This is a genomic window from Streptococcus mitis, assembly GCF_026782865.1.
Classification (GTDB): Bacteria; Bacillota; Bacilli; order Lactobacillales; family Streptococcaceae; genus Streptococcus; species Streptococcus mitis_CG.
This window is the reverse complement of the sequence record NZ_JAKUXK010000014.1, coordinates 83976-102476: the sequence shown is the minus strand read 5'-3', so window position 1 is coordinate 102476 and position 18501 is coordinate 83976. Positions and strand designations below refer to the sequence as shown.

Sequence of the window (18501 nt, the reverse complement as noted above, 5' to 3'; positions counted from 1 at the left end):
TTCTCACGGTATTCCCGTGTTGAATAATTTCCGTTCATTGGTTACTCCTTTTATTTTATATAATCTTGTTTCTGCATGGATGATGGTAGAGAGACTTCTGTCCAATCTTACATATTTTTCTTCTCACCTGTTATTCTTTTGAAAATTATCTTTTAAGTATCCGTCAGTCCATCCTTTATATTATATCAAAAATTTTACAGTTTTTCTCTGACGAAATCTATCAATTGAATAGATAGATGAAGCAAGAAATTTTTGTTTCCTTATCCGAAGAAGGAAAAACGGTATCTCCTGAACCTTGATACTATGCGTTTTATTCTTTATAATTTAGATATTTCAAAATTACAAGTTCTCCATTCTTAATTTCCCAAACTTGGTCAAACTTACTTAATAATTCGTTTTGGCGATGTAAAGTAACAATGACGGCACTTGGTAGTTCCAGAACTCTTTCCAATTCCATTTTAAACTGATTAGTATCCAAGGCAGAGAAAGGTTCGTCTAGGATAAGCAATGGATTTTTACGATTTTTCTCACGATTTAAATACATTCGTTGTTGCTGACCACCTGACAGGGATTGTGGTGGAATTTTTTCAAAATCTTCTTCTCTGAATTTTTCATTGAAACTATTGAATAGTGTTACATTATTTTCATAACTCGAAATAAATGTATGTTCTTGTTGCAGAATCATACCGAATCTTCCCCAAAGATGGTCCAAAACAAGCCCATCTAGCACAATTTGTCCTTCAAAATCTTCATCTGTTCCATTTAAAATGTTGAGAAGACTACTTTTTCCAGAACCATTCTTACCAATAAGCGCAATTTTATCCCCTTTTTGAATCGTAGCGGAAGTAATTATCAATTTTGATTCTCCCAGTTGTTTGGAAATGTTTTTCAAAGTAATCGTATCAAAAGAATGTTGAGGTGCTTGAACTGAAACGGGTCTCCCAACAATGTTTTGAAAACTCTTGATTACAGGCTTTACGGACTCTAACATTTGTAAATCATAAAGGATTTCCTGTATTGGTTCAGAAAAAGCATTAATATATCCGAAACTCGCCACCACCTCAGGAATACCGAGTTGCTGGTGAGATAGAGAGTAGGCTAAATAAATAAACAGAACAAGACTAATGAATTCAAAAGAAACACCTGTCAATAAGATGCCTGTAATTTTTGTCAAACCATACTTAAAATACTTATCCTGCAAATTCTTTAGAGAACTCTTTTGTTGATTCAAAAAATGCGACATAGTTAGTTTATTTACCAAATGATGTCCCATGAGCAAATCCTCCAAAGTTCGATAGTAATCTCCTTGTTTTTTCAAGTAAACCTGTCTACGATTAGCGGTCAACTTCCCAACGATTTTAGGAATTTGAATACTAATTCCAGTGGAAAAGATTAAAATCAGTGATACAATAGGATTAATTGTTCTGCTAATAATGAAAGCGTAAATGATGATACGTAAAATTTGTTTGATAAAACTCATCAATGGAGGAAGGTAATCCTTTTCCAACGAATCTAGGTCATTAGATTGATAGGAAATATACTCTGCTACTGTTTTCTGCTTGAAATCGTGGTGACTGAGTCCCAGAAGTGAACGAAACCACTCATTTTTCAAAGTAGTCGAAAAGATAATCCCCTGCTTCCAATCAAGTATCATTTGGATATAGTTACAACTCAAATAGCCTGCCACTGACATAGAGTAACCATATAGAGCTACTTGATAATCCCCTTTGATTAATGCCTGCGTGAAATACGGTAACAAAGCAGTGCAGATATTCGATATTGCACCAAAAAGAAAATTAAAGAAGAGATACCATCTAATAGTTTTAAGATATGGTAGCATATACGATACTCCTTACTAATACTTTTTTTACATATCGAAGAACAATCTCTACTATTCCCTGTTTCAGATAGTGCGATACCAGGACATTGAGTGCAATAATTGGCAATCACACAAGTTCTGCAGTTTTTACTATCATTCCAAGTATAATTTGCTATTTTGTAAAATATAGGTCTATCCCATGTTTCTTTGATAGATGTAAAATGAATATTTCCAATACTTCTATTGAAAGTAAGCTTTTTCAGTTTTTCTAACGATTTAGGCTATTTCGTGACACACCCACAATCCGTGAAAATTCTGGTTATATCAGATTATGTGATTTTCGTAAGAATTTTATATTGTCTCCAATCATGGTAGTCTCCTTTTACTTGATAAAACTATTATAACATTTAGAAATTAAAAACTGGTTCAAAATCAATAGGATGTGTGTATTCGATACATTCAATAAATTCTTGGAAACAGTTCTACACCAGTTACACAAATCTATATACACCTATCTCATTCAAAATAAAAAGAAAGCTGCAGTTCTTTTAATCCTGTATCAACGATTCATTCTGAAATCGAATAGGAGACATTTCCCAAGTCTACAATTCACTTCATCTCAAATTAATTTTTGTAATTAACCCTTAGTTTATAGATTTTATACTCAACAAAAGTATAAAGCATACAAAACTTCACTTTGAACCAGTATTTATACTATATTCCGTATTAAAAATTCTATTATTGGTTTTGTAAAAAACAGTCTTCAAATATCCTGAAATATAGCAAAAAGAGATTGGGTAAAAACTCATTGTCTCTTCTCACTCAAGGACTAAGTTTACTTGAGCAAACTGAATCCGCACTATCGTTCCTTTTCCAACCTCAGACTCGATACGAATCTGGTGCCCCAGTTCTTCAGAAATTTTCTTAGATAGATAGAGGCCAAGTCCAGATGACTGCTGAGTTAGGCGTCCATTATATCCTGAGAAGCCACGTTCAAAGACTCGGAGGACATCACTGTTTTTTATCCCGATTCCCGTATCCTTGATACAGAGTTCCTGGCCTTCCATATAAATCTCCAGACCACCTTCCTTGGTGTACTTGAGACTATTTGAGATAATTTGTTCAATGACCACTAGTAACCACTTCTTATCCGTCACAATTTCTTTATCAAGGTCATATAGGTTGACATTTAGGCCTTTTTGAATAAAGAAAAGAGCATATTTACGAATTATTTCCTTGACCAAGTCCTCAATTTGCACCTGCTTCAAGACCAAATCATCATGGAAACTTTCTAAACGCAGGTACTGTAAAACTAGATTGGTATAGGAATCAATCTTGAAAATTTCCTGTTCTAATTGCTGCTTCAGTTGGCGGTCGGCTACTTCTGCAACTAAGAGTTGACTGGCTGCAATGGGGGTCTTAATCTGATGGACCCACAAGGTATAGTAATCCAGTAAATCCGTCAGTTTTCTTTCTGAATCTGACTTCTGCTGATAAAGTTCCATCTCACGCGCTTCTAATTTTTCTGCTAAAACTCTTTCCAAAGGAGACTGAGCTTCCCTCTCCCCATAGAGAATTTCCTGACGATATACCTGCATTTCTACCAATATGTCCCAAGCGAAAAATAAAATGGTTACAAAGCAACACAAGAGGAAAAAGTAGAGAAAGTAAATTCCCAAACTGGCAAATAAAAACTGAAAGAGTAAGAGCAGAAACGTCAAAGAAATCAGATAGACAAACAGACGACTACGGGAACGCAGATAGGCTAGAAAAAATTGTTTCCAATCAAGCATGCTTCAGTCCGTACCCTATCCCTTTCTTGGTCTCGATAAATCCTACCAAGCCCTGCTCTTCCAACTTTTTACGCAATCGAGCCACATTGACAGAGAGCGTATTATCATCAATAAAAAAGTCACTGTTCCAAAGTTCCCGCATCAGGTCATCACGCGCTACGATATTGCCTGCATGCTCAAACAAAACTCGTAAAATCTGGAATTCGTTCTTGGTCAAATTCAAGACTTGCCCTTGATAATGTAAATCCATGGATTTGGTATTGAGGATAACACCAGCATATTCCAGTAAACTCTCGTCACGCCCAAACTCATAGGAACGACGCAACAAGCCCTGAACCTTGGCTAAAAGAACCTGCTGGTCAAAAGGCTTGGTCACAAAGTCATCCGCCCCCATATTGATTGCCATGACAATATCCATAGCCTGGTCTCTCGAAGACAGAAACATGATAGGCACCTTGGAAATCTTGCGGATTTCCTGACACCAGTGATAGCCATTAAACAAGGGCAATCCAATATCCATGAGGACCAGATGAGGCTCCGACTGGACAAAAAGACTCAAAACTTCCATAAAGTCTTCTACCAGAACCACTTCAAATCCCCATTCAGAGAGCATTTTCCCAACCTGTTGACGAATGACCTGATCATCTTCTACTAATAAAATCTTGTGCATGCGCTCCTCCTTTTCTATTATTATAACAGATTTTTCCATGCTCGAAGGTCTGAAACTGAATTTGAAGCAGCTTGTTTTTAGCCAACAAAGGAAGACAACCCTACTAGCTAATTTGAGGGAAATTTGATAAGATAAATCAAAAGAAAGGAGCTATTATGGCCAATATTTTTGATTATCTGAAAGATGTCGCACACGATTCCTTTTACGACCTTCCTTTGAATGAATTAGACATTCTAGCCTTAACAGAAATCACCTACCTCTCCTTTGATAATTTGGTCTCCACAACTCCTCTGCGACTTTTAGACCTGGCACCTCAGGTTCCAAGGGAGCCTAACATGTTGACCAGTAAAAGTCGCCTCCAGCTATTAGATGAACTAGCTCAACACAAACGCTTCAAAAATTGCAAACTCTCCCATTTTATCAATGACATCGACCCTGAACTGCAGAAGCAGTTTGCGGCTATGACCTACCGCCTCACTCTCGATACCTATTTGATTGTCTTTCGTGGGACAGATGACAGTATCATTGGCTGGAAGGAAGATTTCCACCTAACCTATATGAAGGAAATTCCTGCTCAAAAGCATGCCCTCCGCTATTTAAAGACCTTTTTTGCCCAACATCCTAAGCAAAAGGTCATTCTGGCTGGGCATTCCAAGGGAGGAAATTTAGCCATCTATGCGGCTAGTCAAATTGAGCAAAACTTGCAAAATCAAATCATAGCAGTTTATACTTTTGATGCGCCTGGTCTCCACAAAGAACTGACACAAACCGAGGGCTATCAAGGGATAATGGATAGAGCCAAGGTCTTCATCCCACAAGGGTCCATTATCGGTATGATGATGGAAATCCCTAACCAGCAAATCATCGTGCACAGTACTGCCTTAAGTGGTATCGCCCAGCACGATACCTTTAGTTGGCAAATTGAGGACAAACACTTCGTACAACTGGATAAGACCAACAGTGATAGCCAACAGGTAGATACAACCTTCAAGGAGTGGGTGGCGACAGTCCCTGACGAGGAACTTCAGCTCTACTTCGATCTCTTCTTTGGCACCATTCTAGATGCTGGGATTAGCTCCATCAATGACCTGTCTTCCTTAAAAGCTATCGAACACATTCGTCATCTATTCGTCCAAGTTCAATTCCTCACTCCAGAAGAAAGGGAAACTATGGGACGTCTTACCCAATTATTAATTGATACCCGTTACCAAGCCTGGAAAAATAGATAATCCACATAAAAAACCCAACTAATCGTTTGATTAGTTGGGTTTTCATTTATGAAATTGAATTCCTTTGTCTAATCTTTAATGATTAAAAGATTAGTCTTCTTTTTTCTTGCGTGCCACAAGACCAAATCCGCTCAATACTCCAAGAAGTCCAAGAGCTGCTAGGCTAGAGTGATCTTCTGTACCAGTATTAGGCAATTCCTTAGCTGGTTTAGCTGGAGCTGGTTTTGATGGTTTCGCAGGTTCTGGTTTCACAGAAGGAATAATTTTTTCATAAACATGAACTGTGTCGCCATTTGGAAGTTTCTTAGTTTCTACGAAGCGGTAACCTGGGATATTTTTCTTAGGTTGTTCGCCATCTTCACTTGGATTACCTGGAATCTCGTTTCCTTCTTTATCCTTGAATGATGTCTTAACTTTTTCGTAGACGTGCTCTGTATCTCCATTTGGAAGTTTCTTAGTTTCTACGAAGCGGTAGCCTGGAATATCTTTCTTAGGTTGTTCGCCATCTTCTGTTGGATAGTTTGGAATTTCATTTCCGTCTTTATCCTTGAATGATGTCTTAACTTTTTCGTAGACGTGTTCGATGTCGCCATTTGGAAGTTTCTTAGTCTCTACGAAGCGGTAACCTGGGATATCTTTCTTAGGTTGTTCGCCATCTTCTGTTGGATAGTTTGGAATTTCATTTCCTTCTTTATCCTTGAATGATGTCTTAACTTTCTCATAAACGTGTTCGATGTCGCCATTTGGAAGTTTCTTAGTCTCTACGAAGCGGTAACCTGGGATATCTTTCTTAGGTTGTTCGCCATCTTCTGTTGGATAGTTTGGAATTTCATTTCCGTCTTTATCCTTGTGACTTGTCTTAACTTTCTCATAAACGTGCTCCGTATCACCGTTTGGAAGTTTCTTAGTTTCTACGAAGCGGTAACCTGGGATATCTTTCTTAGGATTTGTACCTTCTTCAGTAGTTGTTCCTGGAATTACATTACCATCTTTATCTTTATAAGTTGTCGTAACTTTTTCATAGATGTGTTTTGTATTTCCTTTTTCGTCTACTTCAGTTTTAACAATCTTGTATCCTGGGATATCTTTAGTTGGTTTAGTTCCATCTTCTGTTGGTGAAAGTGGTTTACCATCTTTATCAACGAACGAAGTATCAGGACGAACTGTTGGAGTGTAAGTAGCTGTTACAGGTGTTCCGTTCTTATCTACACGTTTAACTGTCACACCTTTAGCTTTTCCTACGAAGTCAGGTTCTGGTGTGAACGTTACTTTACCGTTTTCATCGATTGTGTATGTTCCTTCACCTGGTACTTTCTTCTCAGTTGTGCCATCGTCAAATGTTGGTTTAACAGTTTCATCGATTGGTACATTAGGGTTTCCTGGTTTAAATTCAGGTGTTCCTGTTTGTGGTTGCCCTTTAGGTCCTTCAGATTCTGCAGGTGTTCCTTCTGGAGTCACTGGAGTTACTGTTGGTGTGTATTTAGCTGTCACTGGTGTGCCATTCTTATCTACACGTTTAACAGTTACGCCTGTTCCTTTACCTGTGAATGTCTTCTCTGGTGTGAACGTTACTGTACCGTCTGGATTTACTTTGTAAGTTCCTTCGCCTGGAATTGTCTTAGTTGTTGATCCATCTTCGAAGGTTGCTGGTACTTCATCATCCATTGGTACTTCTGGGTTGCCTGGTTTGAATTCAGGTTTACCATTTTGTTCTTTACCTTGGATATCTGTTGTTTCAGCAGGTGTTCCTTCTGGAGTTACTGGGGTTACTGTTGGTGTGTATTTAGCCGTTACTGGCGTACCGTTCTTATCTACACGTTTAACAGTTACGCCTGTGCCTTTACCTGTGAATGTCTTCTCAGGTGTGAACGTTACTGTGCCATCTGATGAAACTGTGTATGTTCCTTCACCTGGAATTGTCTTAGTTGTTGAACCGTCTTCGAAGGTTGCTGGTACTTCATCATCCATTGGTACTTCTGGGTTTCCTGGTTTGAATGTTGGTTTTCCAGTTTGTTCTTTTCCTTGGATATCTGTTGTTTCTGCAGGTGTTCCTTCTGGTGTTACTGGAGTTACTGTTGGTGTGTATTTAGCCGTTACTGGTGTTCCGTTCTTATCTACACGTTTAACTGTTACTCCTGTTCCTTTTCCTGTGAATGTTTTCTCTGGAGTGAACGTTACAGTTCCGTCTGGTGCTACTGTGTATGTTCCTTCTCCTGGAATTACTTTTTCTTTTGAACCATCTTCGAATGTTGCTGGCACTTCATCATCCATTGGTACTTCTGGGTTTCCTGGTTTGAATTCAGGTTTTCCTGTTTGTTCTTTACCTTGGATATCTGTTGTTTCAGCTGGCTCAGCTGTTGGTGTTACCGGTGTAACTGTTGGTGTGTAAGTCGCTGATGTTGGTGTTCCATTCTTATCTTTAACTTGTACTGTCGCTGGATCTGGTGTTCCTACGAAGTCTTTATTTGGTGTGAATGTTACTTTCCCTGTTGTTGGATCAATTGTGTATGTTCCAATTTGTTTTCCATCTTTTGTTGCTGGAATTGTTGTATCTGTAACAGGTTTTCCATCTACTACGAATTGAGCTGGTTGCTCTGGTGTAATTGTGATTGGCGCTGTTTCATCACCCTGAGTGAACGTTGGTGTTCCTTCTTGTGTTTTACCTTGGATGTCTGTTGTTTTAGCTGGCTCAGCCGTTGGTGTAACTGGCGTTACTGTTGGTGTGTAAGTAGTTTCTACTTTTGTTCCGTTAGTATCTTTAGCTACAACTTTCGCTGGATCTGGTGTTCCTGTGAAGTCTTTGTTTGGTTGGAATGTGATTACTCCTGTTGTTGGATCAATTGTGTATGTTCCAACTTCTTTTCCATCTTTAAGCGCTGGCATTGTTGTTACTTCGTTACCACTTGGATCTACTAGTTTAACTGTAGATTTGTCGATTGGCGCTACTTCGTCACCTTTTTTGAACATTGACTCAGTTTCTTGAGTTTGAGGTTGTCCTTGTTTTCCAGTTGTTTCTTTTGGCTCAGCTGTTGGTGTAACTGGCGTTACTGTTGGTGTATAAGTAGTTTCTACTTTTGTTCCGTTAGTATCTTTAGCTACAACTTTCGCTGGATCTGGTGTTCCTGTGAAGTCTTTGTTTGGTTGGAATGTAATTACTCCTGTTGTTGGATCGATTGTGTATGTTCCAACTTCTTTTCCATCTTTAAGCGCTGGCATTGTTGTTACTTCGTTACCACTTGGGTCTACTAGTTTAACTGTAGATTTATCGATTGGTGCTACTTCGTCACCTTTTTTGAACATTGACTCTGTTTCTTGAGTTTGTGGTTGTCCTTGTTTTCCAGTTGTTTCTTTTGGCTCAGCTGTTGGTGTAACTGGCGTTACTGTTGGTGTGTATGTTGCTGTAGCTGGTGTTCCATTCTTATCTTTTACTTCTACTGTTGCTGGATCTGGTGTTCCTGTGAAGTCTTTATTTGGTTTGAATGTAACTAATCCAGTTGTTGGATCGATTGTATACTTACCAATTTCTTTTCCATCTTTTGTTGCTGGAATTTCTGTTGAGTCTACTGGTTGTCCATTTACTACGAATTTAGCTGGTTGCTCTGGTGTAATTGTGATTGGAGCTGTTTCATCACCTTGTGTAAATGTTGGTTTTCCTGTTTGTTCTTGACCTTGTTTACCTTCAGATGTAACTGGTTTTCCTGTTGGTGTTACTGGCGTTACTGTTGGTGTGTAAGTAGTTTCTACTTTTGTTCCGTTAGTATCTTTAGCTACAACTTTTGCTGGATCTGGTGTTCCTACGAAGTCTTTGTTTGGTTGGAATGTAATTACTCCTGTTGTTGGATCGATTGTGTATGTTCCAACTTCTTTTCCATCTTTTGTTGCTGGAAGAGTTGTTACTTCGTTTCCACTTGGATCTACTAGTTTAACTGTAGATTTGTCGATTGGCGCTACTTCGTCACCTTTTTTGAACATTGACTCTGTTTCTTGAGTTTGTGGTTGTCCTTGTTTTCCAGTTGTTTCTTTTGGTTCAGCTGTTGGTACTACTGGTGTTACTGTTGGTGTATAAGTAGTTTCTACTTTTGTTCCGTTAGTATCTTTAGCTACAACTTTCGCTGGATCTGGTGTTCCTGTGAAGTCTTTGTTTGGTTGGAATGTGATTACTCCTGTTGTTGGATCAATTGTGTATGTTCCAACTTCTTTTCCATCTTTTGTTGCTGGAAGAGTTGTTACTTCGTTTCCACTTGGATCTACTAGTTTAACTGTAGATTTATCGATTGGCGCTACTTCGTCACCTTTTTTGAACATTGACTCAGTTTCTTGAGTTTGTGGTTGTCCTTGTTTTCCAGTTGTTTCTTTTGGTTCAGCTGTTGGTACTACTGGTGTTACTGTTGGTGTGTATGTTGCTGTAGCTGGTGTTCCATTCTTATCTTTTACTTCTACTGTTGCTGGATCTGGTGTTCCTGTGAAGTCTTTATTTGGTTTGAATGTAACTAATCCAGTTGTTGGATCGATTGTATACTTACCAATTTCTTTTCCATCTTTTGTTGCTGGAATTTCTGTTGAGTCTACTGGTTGTCCATTTACTACGAATTTAGCTGGTTGCTCTGGTGTAATTGTGATTGGAGCTGTTTCATCACCTTGTGTAAATGTTGGTTTTCCTGTTTGTTCTTGACCTTGTTTACCTTCAGATGTAACTGGTGTTCCTGTCGGTGTTACTGCTGTTACTTCTGGAGTATATTTACCTTTTGAAGTAACTGGAACTTTGTTTCCTTCTGAATCAGTTGCTGTTACTGATACTTGTACATTAACACCTTTAGCTTTTCCTGTAAATGTTGGAAGTGGTTCAAATGTTACTACACCTGTTGCTGGATCGATTGAGTATGTTCCTTCTCCATCAACTACCACTTTACCTTCAGCATTAGCTCCTTCTAATGAGTATGCAGCTGTTGTCCAGTCTACGTTTGTTCCATCTAATGTATTATCTGTATTATTTAATTCAGAGAAACGATCTTTTCCTGATTTAGATGTTTGTGGTTGTCCTTGTTTTCCTGTAGTTTCATCTGCAGATGGTGCAATTCCATATACAGTTGGTGTATATGCATTTTCTACCGCTACTGTCACTGGATTTCCTGACTCATCATTAAATGTTACATCAGCCGCTACTGTTACCGGATTTGCAGTTCCTACAAATCCTTCTACTGGAGTGAACGTTACTTCACCTGTATTTGAATCTACAGTGTATGTTCCTTCTGCAGTTGTTAATGAGGCAACTTTTGCTCCTGTTTTTGGATCTACTAGTTTGTAATTTGATACTGTAGTTCCTTCTTTTCCATCATTGAAATTGTCTGCCATTGAGTCAGTTTGTTTTTGACCTTGAGCTCCTGATGATTTTTCTGGTTCTGTTACTACAATGTAGTAAGTTGTTTCTGCTACTGCGTCTTCTGTAACTTCACCAGCATCTGTTCCATCTACTGTTGGAGTTGTTACAACACCGTTTGAGTCTACTGCGCTTGCTGTTACTTTGTAACGTCCTTTTTGAGATAATACATAAGCGTTAGCTTTAGCTAGGTTTGCTTCTGCAGCTGTTTTCAGAGCTGTACGTGCAGTTTCTACTGCTTTTTCAGCTTCTAAAGCTGCAGCACGTGTTGACTCTACTTCAGTATCTTTTGTTGCAAGATTTGCTTTAGCTGTTGCTAATTGCGCTTCTACAGATGTTTTAAACTCTTTAACTTGCGCAAGTTTTCTCTCTGCTAACTCTTGAGCTGTTGTCGAGATCGAACGTAGTTTTAAATTATCCAATGCTTTTTGCGCGTCACCTTCTATTCTTGAAGCACGATCTAATAGTTCTTGAAGACGAGCTAATTCATTTTGTGTATCTTGTTGTTCTTTTATCGCTGTTGCTGCCGCTTTTGTTTTTTCTGCAGCTGTACGTTGTGCTGTGATATAAGCAGTTTCTTCAGCTTGAGCTCCATCAAAATTAGTTACTGTTCCATCTGGTGCAGTTACTGTTACTTTTGTTTTGATAGTATCAGAATCTGTTGCTGATGTTTTATCATCGATTGTATCTGCGAATGCTACGTTTGCCTTAGTTGATTTAACTAAGTCTACTGATGTATCTTTTGCTTCTGAATAACTTGTTGAAGTCCCTGTTGGTTTAGCATTTTGAATTGATGCTACGTCTGTCGAAATTGCTTCACGGTATGCTACATATCCTTTGAATCCTGATTCTGTCTCAATTTCCCAACCAGCATTTGATTTTTTAGCTGTTACTGCTGAACCGTCAGAAGATGTCCATTGGTTTGTTAATGAATCGTAACTTACTGTAACTACCATTCCTTGTTCTGAAGATGTGTGATCTTTTTTAACTAGTGTCTCTGTACGTGTAACGGCTCCTACTGCAGTTACCTCACCTTTTTTACGGATTTCAGCAATTTTATCTACTAGTGTTGCCGCTGAAGATGTTGCACTCCATGTACGTTCAAATTCATAAACAATGAATTTAACATCACCATTTGCTTGAGCATCTGTATAAACACGACGTTCAATAAGAGTTGATGTACCGTTATTATTATCTTTTAATTCGTAAGCTTTTTCAAGAGGTAACGTATATTTACCTGTTGCACTGTTAAATACCGCTTTATGAGTATTATTTGCTGCATCAGTTACCATAGCAAATTCACGTTGAATATTCGCTTTAACCTTATCAGTTGTTGCTTTCGCTACAATATTATCCACACCTACATATTTAGTAGATTCCGGTGTTACAGTTAAGTTAACAGTTGAATCACCTGTTGCAGATGCTGCTGCTAATACCGCACCTTCTTGTACCGCTGTATTAGTAGTACCTGCAGCTACTGTCCAGTTTCCATCTTTAACTACAAGTTTTGTAACTGTTCCATCTGGCATTGTAATTTCAGCTTTGTTAGCTCCTTTTGAAATTGTCACAGGTACATTTGTTGCGTAAGCTTCAACATTCTTAACAGTTATCTTAGGTGCTACTGCAATTGTAATATTTTCATGAGCTTCTTGACCATACATATTCCAATCCATATTTGTTGCATTGGTTGTATTATTGTAGTCTTTCGCATAAACAGCTGTTGTGAAAATCCCAGCTTCACTTGCTGTTCCAGTAATCAACCCTGTCTTAGGATCATAATTTAATCCTGGTACAACATCATTTATTGGAGTTTTACTTCCCGTATAATTACCATTTAAAGCAGTATGAGCTGTGACTGTTTGTGGGGCATTTCGAGTTTCTCGATTATATTCTGTAGTAAGTACAGTTCCATCTACTGCAGTGAATGATGCTTGTCGGTCATTTGCCGCAGCTGTTGCTGACCCTGCTATTATCCTTTCACCATTTCGAGTATAGTTTGCTCGATTATCTCTAGTCATACCATCATTATCAACATATTTAATATCATGACTAACTTGATCGCCTATAGTTACTAGTTTTGATGACCCTTGAATAAGTGGTGCAGATGAATCTTGCCATCCAACCCAACCTGCTGTTAAGTTACGAAAATCCACTGCTTGAGTAGAACCATCTGGTTTAGTAACAGTAACTTTGTAACGCATGTCATAAACACCATTTTGAAGGGTTGATGCCGCATATCCCTCTACTGTATCTGAGTTTGCATTATACACAGTACCAGGAACCATATTAGTAAGTACTATATCTGTAATACTATACCCTGCCGCTTTTGCTGCATCAGATAAACTAAATCTTTTCTTCACATCTGTAATATATACATAGTGATTTCCTTGTTCATAAGTATAACCATAGATTTCTGTAGCTATGTATTCATACGCTCCTCCAGATCCCCATATTGTATTCCCATTAGCACGACCTGTAGGGCGAATTTTACCTTTCCATAGTTCTGCTTCGCGTCCAAGTTTCTGAGCTTCTGTTTTTGACAGAGGAATATCAGTACGACCACTTATCCCTGCTTTTCCACTATTAGATGCAAGAACCTCAGTGTTTTCAGATTGATATCCATGAACATAAATTTTATAATTCTGATTTCCATCTAAAATTTGATAAGATTTACCTGTAGAACCAAGAAATTCACCATTTTCTTTTCTAAGTTCTGTAGAATCTAAGGTATAGCCTTCACTAGCCGAACGTAAGTGTGAACCTTGGACTAGTTCTTTGCCATTACGTTCATCTTTAGAACCAGTGTTTTCAATTGCGTTTGACTCAGATTTTTTCTCAGTATTTCCCGCTCTCTTCCCTACAGTTTCTTTACCATTTGTAGTATCAACTGCTGGAGTTTCTTTTTTCTCAACTGGTTTGTTTTGTAGTTTTGAGTTTACAGTTGTTACAAGTTTGTTGTAAGCAGCTTTTAACTCATCTTGACTAGTAGCACTTGAAAGAGCTGCTTTTGCCGCTTCCAAATCTGCATTCAAAAGAGCCAAACTTTCGTCTGTCTTGTTTGCATATTTACCTGCAGCTATATTTCCTGCTACCTGGTTAACATAAGCCTCTAATTGACTCTTATCCAATTTAGGAGCCACTACTTCTTTAGGAGCTTCCTCTGGTTTAGCTTTCTCTGCTTTAACCTCTGGTTTAGCTTCCGCTACTTTAGTTTCTGGCTTAACGGCTTCCTTCTCTTTATTAGAATCCGCTTGATTTGCTGGCGCAGTAGTTGCTGCTACTGATGCTTCAGCACCTTGAACTTCCGTTGCTGATACCGCACCACTTCCAAGGAACATCAAACCAGCTGCAATTGCTACTGATGCTGCTCCAAAGCTATATTTCCGGATACCGTAACGGATGTACTTTTCTACTCTAAAATCTTGTTGTTGCTTGCCTTTCATTTAGACCCACAACCTCCTTTTTTATTTTGATGTTAGTTTACAGGTTTTAGTTATAAAAAAATTCACGACTAATCTTAAATGAAATAAAAGATATTAGAAGTTATCGTTTTATACTAAAAATGTGTCTACAACATACAGCTTTATGATATCATATTTCCTAGTCTATGGCAAATAAAATGGCTTATTTTTTATTCTAAATTTAAAATAAATATTTTCCAAAAATACAACAATTTTCAGACTCTTTTACTTGTAAAATAAGATGCAGCAAGCTGTCATAGGTCATACACTCTATTTTTATAATTTTAATATATTAAATTAAATTAATTTTACATGTATATTTTACTGGTTACAGACAAAAACTTCACTATACTATAAAATACAATTTATTTGATTCATTATCCATTTTTCAATAATTTACTCTCCAGCTCGTTAGCTTTAAATTCCATCTAAATCAATTAAAAGCTCTATGAAATCTTTAAAAATTCTAGCTAGTTCCTAGCTCTAAAAATAGCTATCTCTATTTTGAACAGAATAAAGTAGATAGCAAGTAACATTCTTTAAAAGAGAAGGAATAAAAGAGAAAGAATTTCTATCCACTTTATTCTCCCTAACTATGCTATACTTATCTTAGTACATTCTTTGAGATTGGAGCTAATATGAAAATCCATAAAACTGTGAATCCTGTTGCCTATGAAAATACTTATTACTTGGAAGGTGAAAAACACCTCATCGTCGTCGATCCTGGTAGCCATTGGGAAGCCATTCGTCAGACAATAGAGAACATCAACAAACCTATCTGCGCTATTCTCTTGACCCACGCTCATTATGACCATATCATGAGTCTGGACCTAGTTCGCGAAACTTTTGGCAATCCTCCTGTCTATATCGCAGAGAGCGAAGCTAGCTGGCTTTACACTCCAGTCGATAATCTCTCTGGTCTCCCTCGTCATGATGATATGGCAGATGTGGTTGCAAAACCAGCAGAGCACACCTTTGTCTTTCATGAGGAATACCAGCTTGAGGAATTTCGTTTTACCGTCTTGCCAACACCAGGTCACTCTATCGGCGGCGTTTCAATCGTCTTTCCTGAGGCTCACCTAGTCTTGACCGGAGATTCCCTCTTTAGAGAAACAATCGGACGGACAGATCTTCCGACTGGTAGTACAGAGCAGCTACTCCATAGTATCCAAACCCAACTCTTCACCCTACCAAACTACGATGTCTATCCAGGACATGGTCCAGCTACGACTATCGCCCACGAAAAGATCTTTAATCCTTTTTTCTAGCAAGCAAAAAACCAAGGAATTTTTATCCTTGGTTTTTGTGTATTGCTATTTTGTGACTTTAGAATCTAGCTTAATTTTAAATTTCATCAAATACTAGTTGACTGGCTCAAATTCTTTCCAATCAAATTTAGCTAAATCAAGTTCATTAGAAGAAATCTCTAAGATTTGCTCTGGCTTTTGATCACTACCAATTTGAAAGATACCTTCCTGAACCTTCTGTACTCCGTCTTTATCAAAAGCATACAGACTTAAGTTCATTTCTGGTCGTGTTGACTGCCAGTCTGCATATCTGACTTGACCGTTTTCATAAACGACTAGACTTGAACGAAAACCACCTGCAGAAGCTACATAAGCTGTATGAAGCAACTTTGGTTTTCGATTTTCCAAGTAGTAAATGGCCCCTATATATTTTTTATCTCCAATAATCAATTCATCTTGACCGTCATTATTTAAATCAGCGTATACATAATGGAGACTAGCTGGTTTATCGTAGGTGCTTAGTGTAAAGATATAGCCATACTCTTCAGAAAAAATCTTATTCTGTTTCAACTTTTCGTATAAAGATTCTCGGTCACCACTACTTAAAAGTGCCTGATAGTGATTGTACCGCTCTATTACTTCCTTGTACAAATCTTTTCCTGTTTCGCTTTTCGTTTCCATTGTTGTTGACGGTGTTGCCATTGAAGAGCTTGTACTAGTTTGACTCTCTGACTTCGTAGAGGTTTCCTTCTGTTCCTCTTTGGTAGAAGATGATTGTGTTGCCGAAGGTTCTATTTTTTCATCTTTTTTGTTTGCTCCACAAGATGCTAAAACAAAAACAGTAAGAATAGCTGAAAGCATTATTAAAAATTTCTTCATGTTAACCTCTTTAACCCATTCTATGCAGATTTACGGATTTTAGTATTAGATTGGATTCATTACCAAATAATCACGCGGTCTTCTGGTGAACGCCACATACCGTCTCCTTCTTTGACATCATAGGTTGTAAAGAAGTCATCGAAGTTTGGTACTTGGACATTGACACGGAGTTTGGCTGGTGCGTGCACATCGACACTAGCCAAAAGTTTCATAAATTCTGGACGACCTTTCATGCGCCAGATGCGACCGAAGTTGTAGAAGAATTCTTCTGCTGAGAAGTCTGGTTCTCTCTTAGCTGCTTCAAGCGCTGCAGCGATTCCTCCTAAGTCAGCCACGTTTTCTGATACAGTCAATTTACCATTGATAGTTGCTCCATAAGAATCTTGTCCATCAAATTGGTCAATAACTTTTTGTGTTTTCTCCTTGAAGGCAGTATAGTCACTCTCTGTCCACCAGTCCTTGAGGCTACCATTTTCATCAAAGGATGCTCCGTTGGTATCAAAGGCGTGGGAAATTTCATGAGCAATAACCGCCCCAATCCCACCGTAGTTAGCAGAAGATGACTGATGCAAGTCATAAAAAGGCGCCTGCAAAATAGCCGCTGGGAAGACAATCAGGTTCTTCTGTGGATTGTAGTAGGCGTTGACCATATGAGCAGGCATGCCCCATTCCTTGTAGTCTACAGGCTGATTCCACTTGCTCCAACTGTGTTTGATTTCCACACGCGCAAAGGCTAGAGCATTGTCAAAAAGACTAGCAGTCTCATCCACTACCTTGTCCTTGTAGCGTTCTGGCAATTCTTCTGGGTAACCGATATAAGGCTTGATAACATTGAGTTTAACGATGGCCTTGTCACGAGTTTCAGGAGTCAGCCAGTCATTTTTAGCCAAGCGTTCCTTATAGACATCAATCATGGTTGCCACTTTTTTCTCCACATCTGCCTTGGCCTCTGGAGAGAATTTTTCATGGGCATACCAGAGACCCAAGGCTTGTTTGAAAGGACCTTGTGCTAGCTGGTAGGCTGCCTTGACCTTGTCTTTGGCTTCTGGAACCCCTGAAAGCGCACGGCTATAGGCGCCTGACAAGACACGGATTTCTTCTGTTAAATAGCTGGTTGAGAGATTAACAACACTTAAAATTAAGGTTGCCTTGAGGAGAGGCCAGGCCTCTTCACTATAGAATTGGTCTGCTGCTTGCCAGAAACGTTCCTCGTCTACGATAACCTTGTCTGGTACTTGTCCAAGAACGACTTGGAAGAAGTCATCCAAAGGTAGGGCAGGCGCAAATTTCTTGAAATCTTCGTAAGCATATGGATGGTAGAGTTTAGCATATTCTGAACTTTCTTCATTAGAGAGCACCACTGCCGCAATTCGGCGGTCCAATTCTAGTCTTTTCTCTAGCAAGTCTTCAATTTCTACATCAGAGAAATCATAAGCCTTGAGGAGATTTGCGCTGCTTTCTTTCCAAAGAGTCAAGAGCTCTTCGCGCTGAGGATGGTCTTCTGCATAATAGGTCGTATCTGGCAGAATAGTGCTTGGAGCGCTAGCCCATAAAACGTTGATTCTGGCATCCATAAAGTCTGGCGATACACCAAAAGGAAGGAAGTTAGGTTTTCCTGCAAGCTCGAACTCTGCTAGTTTGGAAGTGAAATCTGCAAAAGTCTCCAATTCTTGGAATTCTTTAAGGAGTGGTAAGACAGGTTTGATACCGTCAGCTTCTCTCTTGTCAAAATCACGAACTAGGCGGTGGTATTTGACAAAGTTTTCCAAGATAGCATCCTCAGGCACCTCTTCTCCTGCCAACCACTTGTCTGTTGTCGCCAGCATCAGGTCTTCAATTTCCTGGTCTAAATCAACAAAACCTCCAGTTTGAGACTTATCTGCTGGGATTTCAGCTGTCTTCTGCCATTCTCCATTGATTGCATCATAAAAATCATCTTGATAACGTGTCATCTTGTTCTCGCTTTCATTTTTTAAGTTATTGCTAGCTTAACAAAAATTACCTGGGAATGCAATTAAAAATGAAC

8 protein-coding genes are annotated in these 18501 nt (G+C 38.6%); 2 read left to right on the top strand and 6 right to left on the bottom strand.

Annotated elements, in window-relative coordinates:
* Nucleotides 1–310: 310 nt before the first annotated feature.
* The 3 genes from MK482_RS08330 to MK482_RS08320 form a co-directional block, all read right to left on the bottom strand.
* The gene (locus MK482_RS08330; protein WP_268718470.1) at nucleotides 311–1840 is read right to left on the bottom strand and encodes an ATP-binding cassette domain-containing protein; all 1530 of its coding nucleotides are present in this window, start codon (nucleotides 1838–1840) and stop codon (nucleotides 311–313) included.
* A gap of 797 nt (nucleotides 1841–2637) precedes the next feature.
* Nucleotides 2638–3612 (bottom strand): sensor histidine kinase, encoded by a 975-nt coding sequence (locus MK482_RS08325; protein WP_261056145.1) that lies wholly within the window; start codon nucleotides 3610–3612, stop codon nucleotides 2638–2640.
* On the bottom strand, nucleotides 3605–4282 hold the full coding sequence (locus MK482_RS08320; protein WP_000548991.1) for a response regulator transcription factor: 678 nt from the start codon (nucleotides 4280–4282) through the stop codon (nucleotides 3605–3607). The genes MK482_RS08325 and MK482_RS08320 overlap by 8 nt, the downstream gene beginning before the upstream one ends.
* Nucleotides 4283–4437: 155 nt before the next feature.
* Between MK482_RS08320 and MK482_RS08315 the strand changes: the two genes are divergently transcribed.
* A complete protein-coding gene (locus tag MK482_RS08315; RefSeq protein WP_261087213.1) occupies nucleotides 4438–5511 on the top strand; it encodes a DUF2974 domain-containing protein in 1074 nt (357 codons plus the stop codon).
* Nucleotides 5512–5601: 90 nt separating this feature from the next.
* Here MK482_RS08315 and MK482_RS08310 read toward each other — a convergent pair whose 3' ends face one another.
* Complete coding sequence (locus MK482_RS08310; protein WP_268718469.1) at nucleotides 5602–14331, bottom strand: YSIRK-type signal peptide-containing protein; 8730 nt, start codon at nucleotides 14329–14331, stop codon at nucleotides 5602–5604.
* A gap of 656 nt (nucleotides 14332–14987) precedes the next feature.
* On the opposite strand from MK482_RS08310, the gene MK482_RS08305 reads away from it, so the two are divergent.
* Nucleotides 14988–15617: an MBL fold metallo-hydrolase gene (locus MK482_RS08305; protein ID WP_268718468.1), complete on the top strand. Its 630-nt coding sequence runs from the start codon at nucleotides 14988–14990 to the stop codon at nucleotides 15615–15617.
* Nucleotides 15618–15710: 93 nt separating this feature from the next.
* On the opposite strand, the gene MK482_RS08300 is transcribed toward MK482_RS08305, so the two are convergent.
* Together MK482_RS08300 and pepO are read right to left on the bottom strand one after the other, a co-directional pair.
* Nucleotides 15711–16475, bottom strand: coding sequence for a lipoprotein (locus MK482_RS08300; RefSeq protein ID WP_153220180.1), 765 nt, complete (start codon nucleotides 16473–16475; stop codon nucleotides 15711–15713).
* Nucleotides 16476–16534: 59 nt separating this feature from the next.
* Nucleotides 16535–18427: an endopeptidase PepO gene (gene pepO, locus MK482_RS08295; RefSeq protein WP_268718467.1), complete on the bottom strand. Its 1893-nt coding sequence runs from the start codon at nucleotides 18425–18427 to the stop codon at nucleotides 16535–16537.
* Between the last annotated feature and the right edge of the window lie 74 nt (nucleotides 18428–18501).

What these genes read in the sequence shown, in the direction of transcription:
- MK482_RS08300 (WP_153220180.1), bottom strand. Translation starts at nt 16,475, where the DNA reads ATGAAGAAATTTTTAATAATGCTTTCAGCTATTCTTACTGTTTTTGTT.
- MK482_RS08315 (WP_261087213.1), top strand. Translation starts at nt 4,438, where the DNA reads ATGGCCAATATTTTTGATTATCTGAAAGATGTCGCACACGATTCCTTT.
- MK482_RS08305 (WP_268718468.1), top strand. Translation starts at nt 14,988, where the DNA reads ATGAAAATCCATAAAACTGTGAATCCTGTTGCCTATGAAAATACTTAT.
- MK482_RS08310 (WP_268718469.1), bottom strand. Translation starts at nt 14,331, where the DNA reads ATGAAAGGCAAGCAACAACAAGATTTTAGAGTAGAAAAGTACATCCGT.
- MK482_RS08320 (WP_000548991.1), bottom strand. Translation starts at nt 4,282, where the DNA reads ATGCACAAGATTTTATTAGTAGAAGATGATCAGGTCATTCGTCAACAG.
- MK482_RS08330 (WP_268718470.1), bottom strand. Translation starts at nt 1,840, where the DNA reads ATGCTACCATATCTTAAAACTATTAGATGGTATCTCTTCTTTAATTTT.
- MK482_RS08325 (WP_261056145.1), bottom strand. Translation starts at nt 3,612, where the DNA reads ATGCTTGATTGGAAACAATTTTTTCTAGCCTATCTGCGTTCCCGTAGT.
- pepO (WP_268718467.1), bottom strand. Translation starts at nt 18,427, where the DNA reads ATGACACGTTATCAAGATGATTTTTATGATGCAATCAATGGAGAATGG.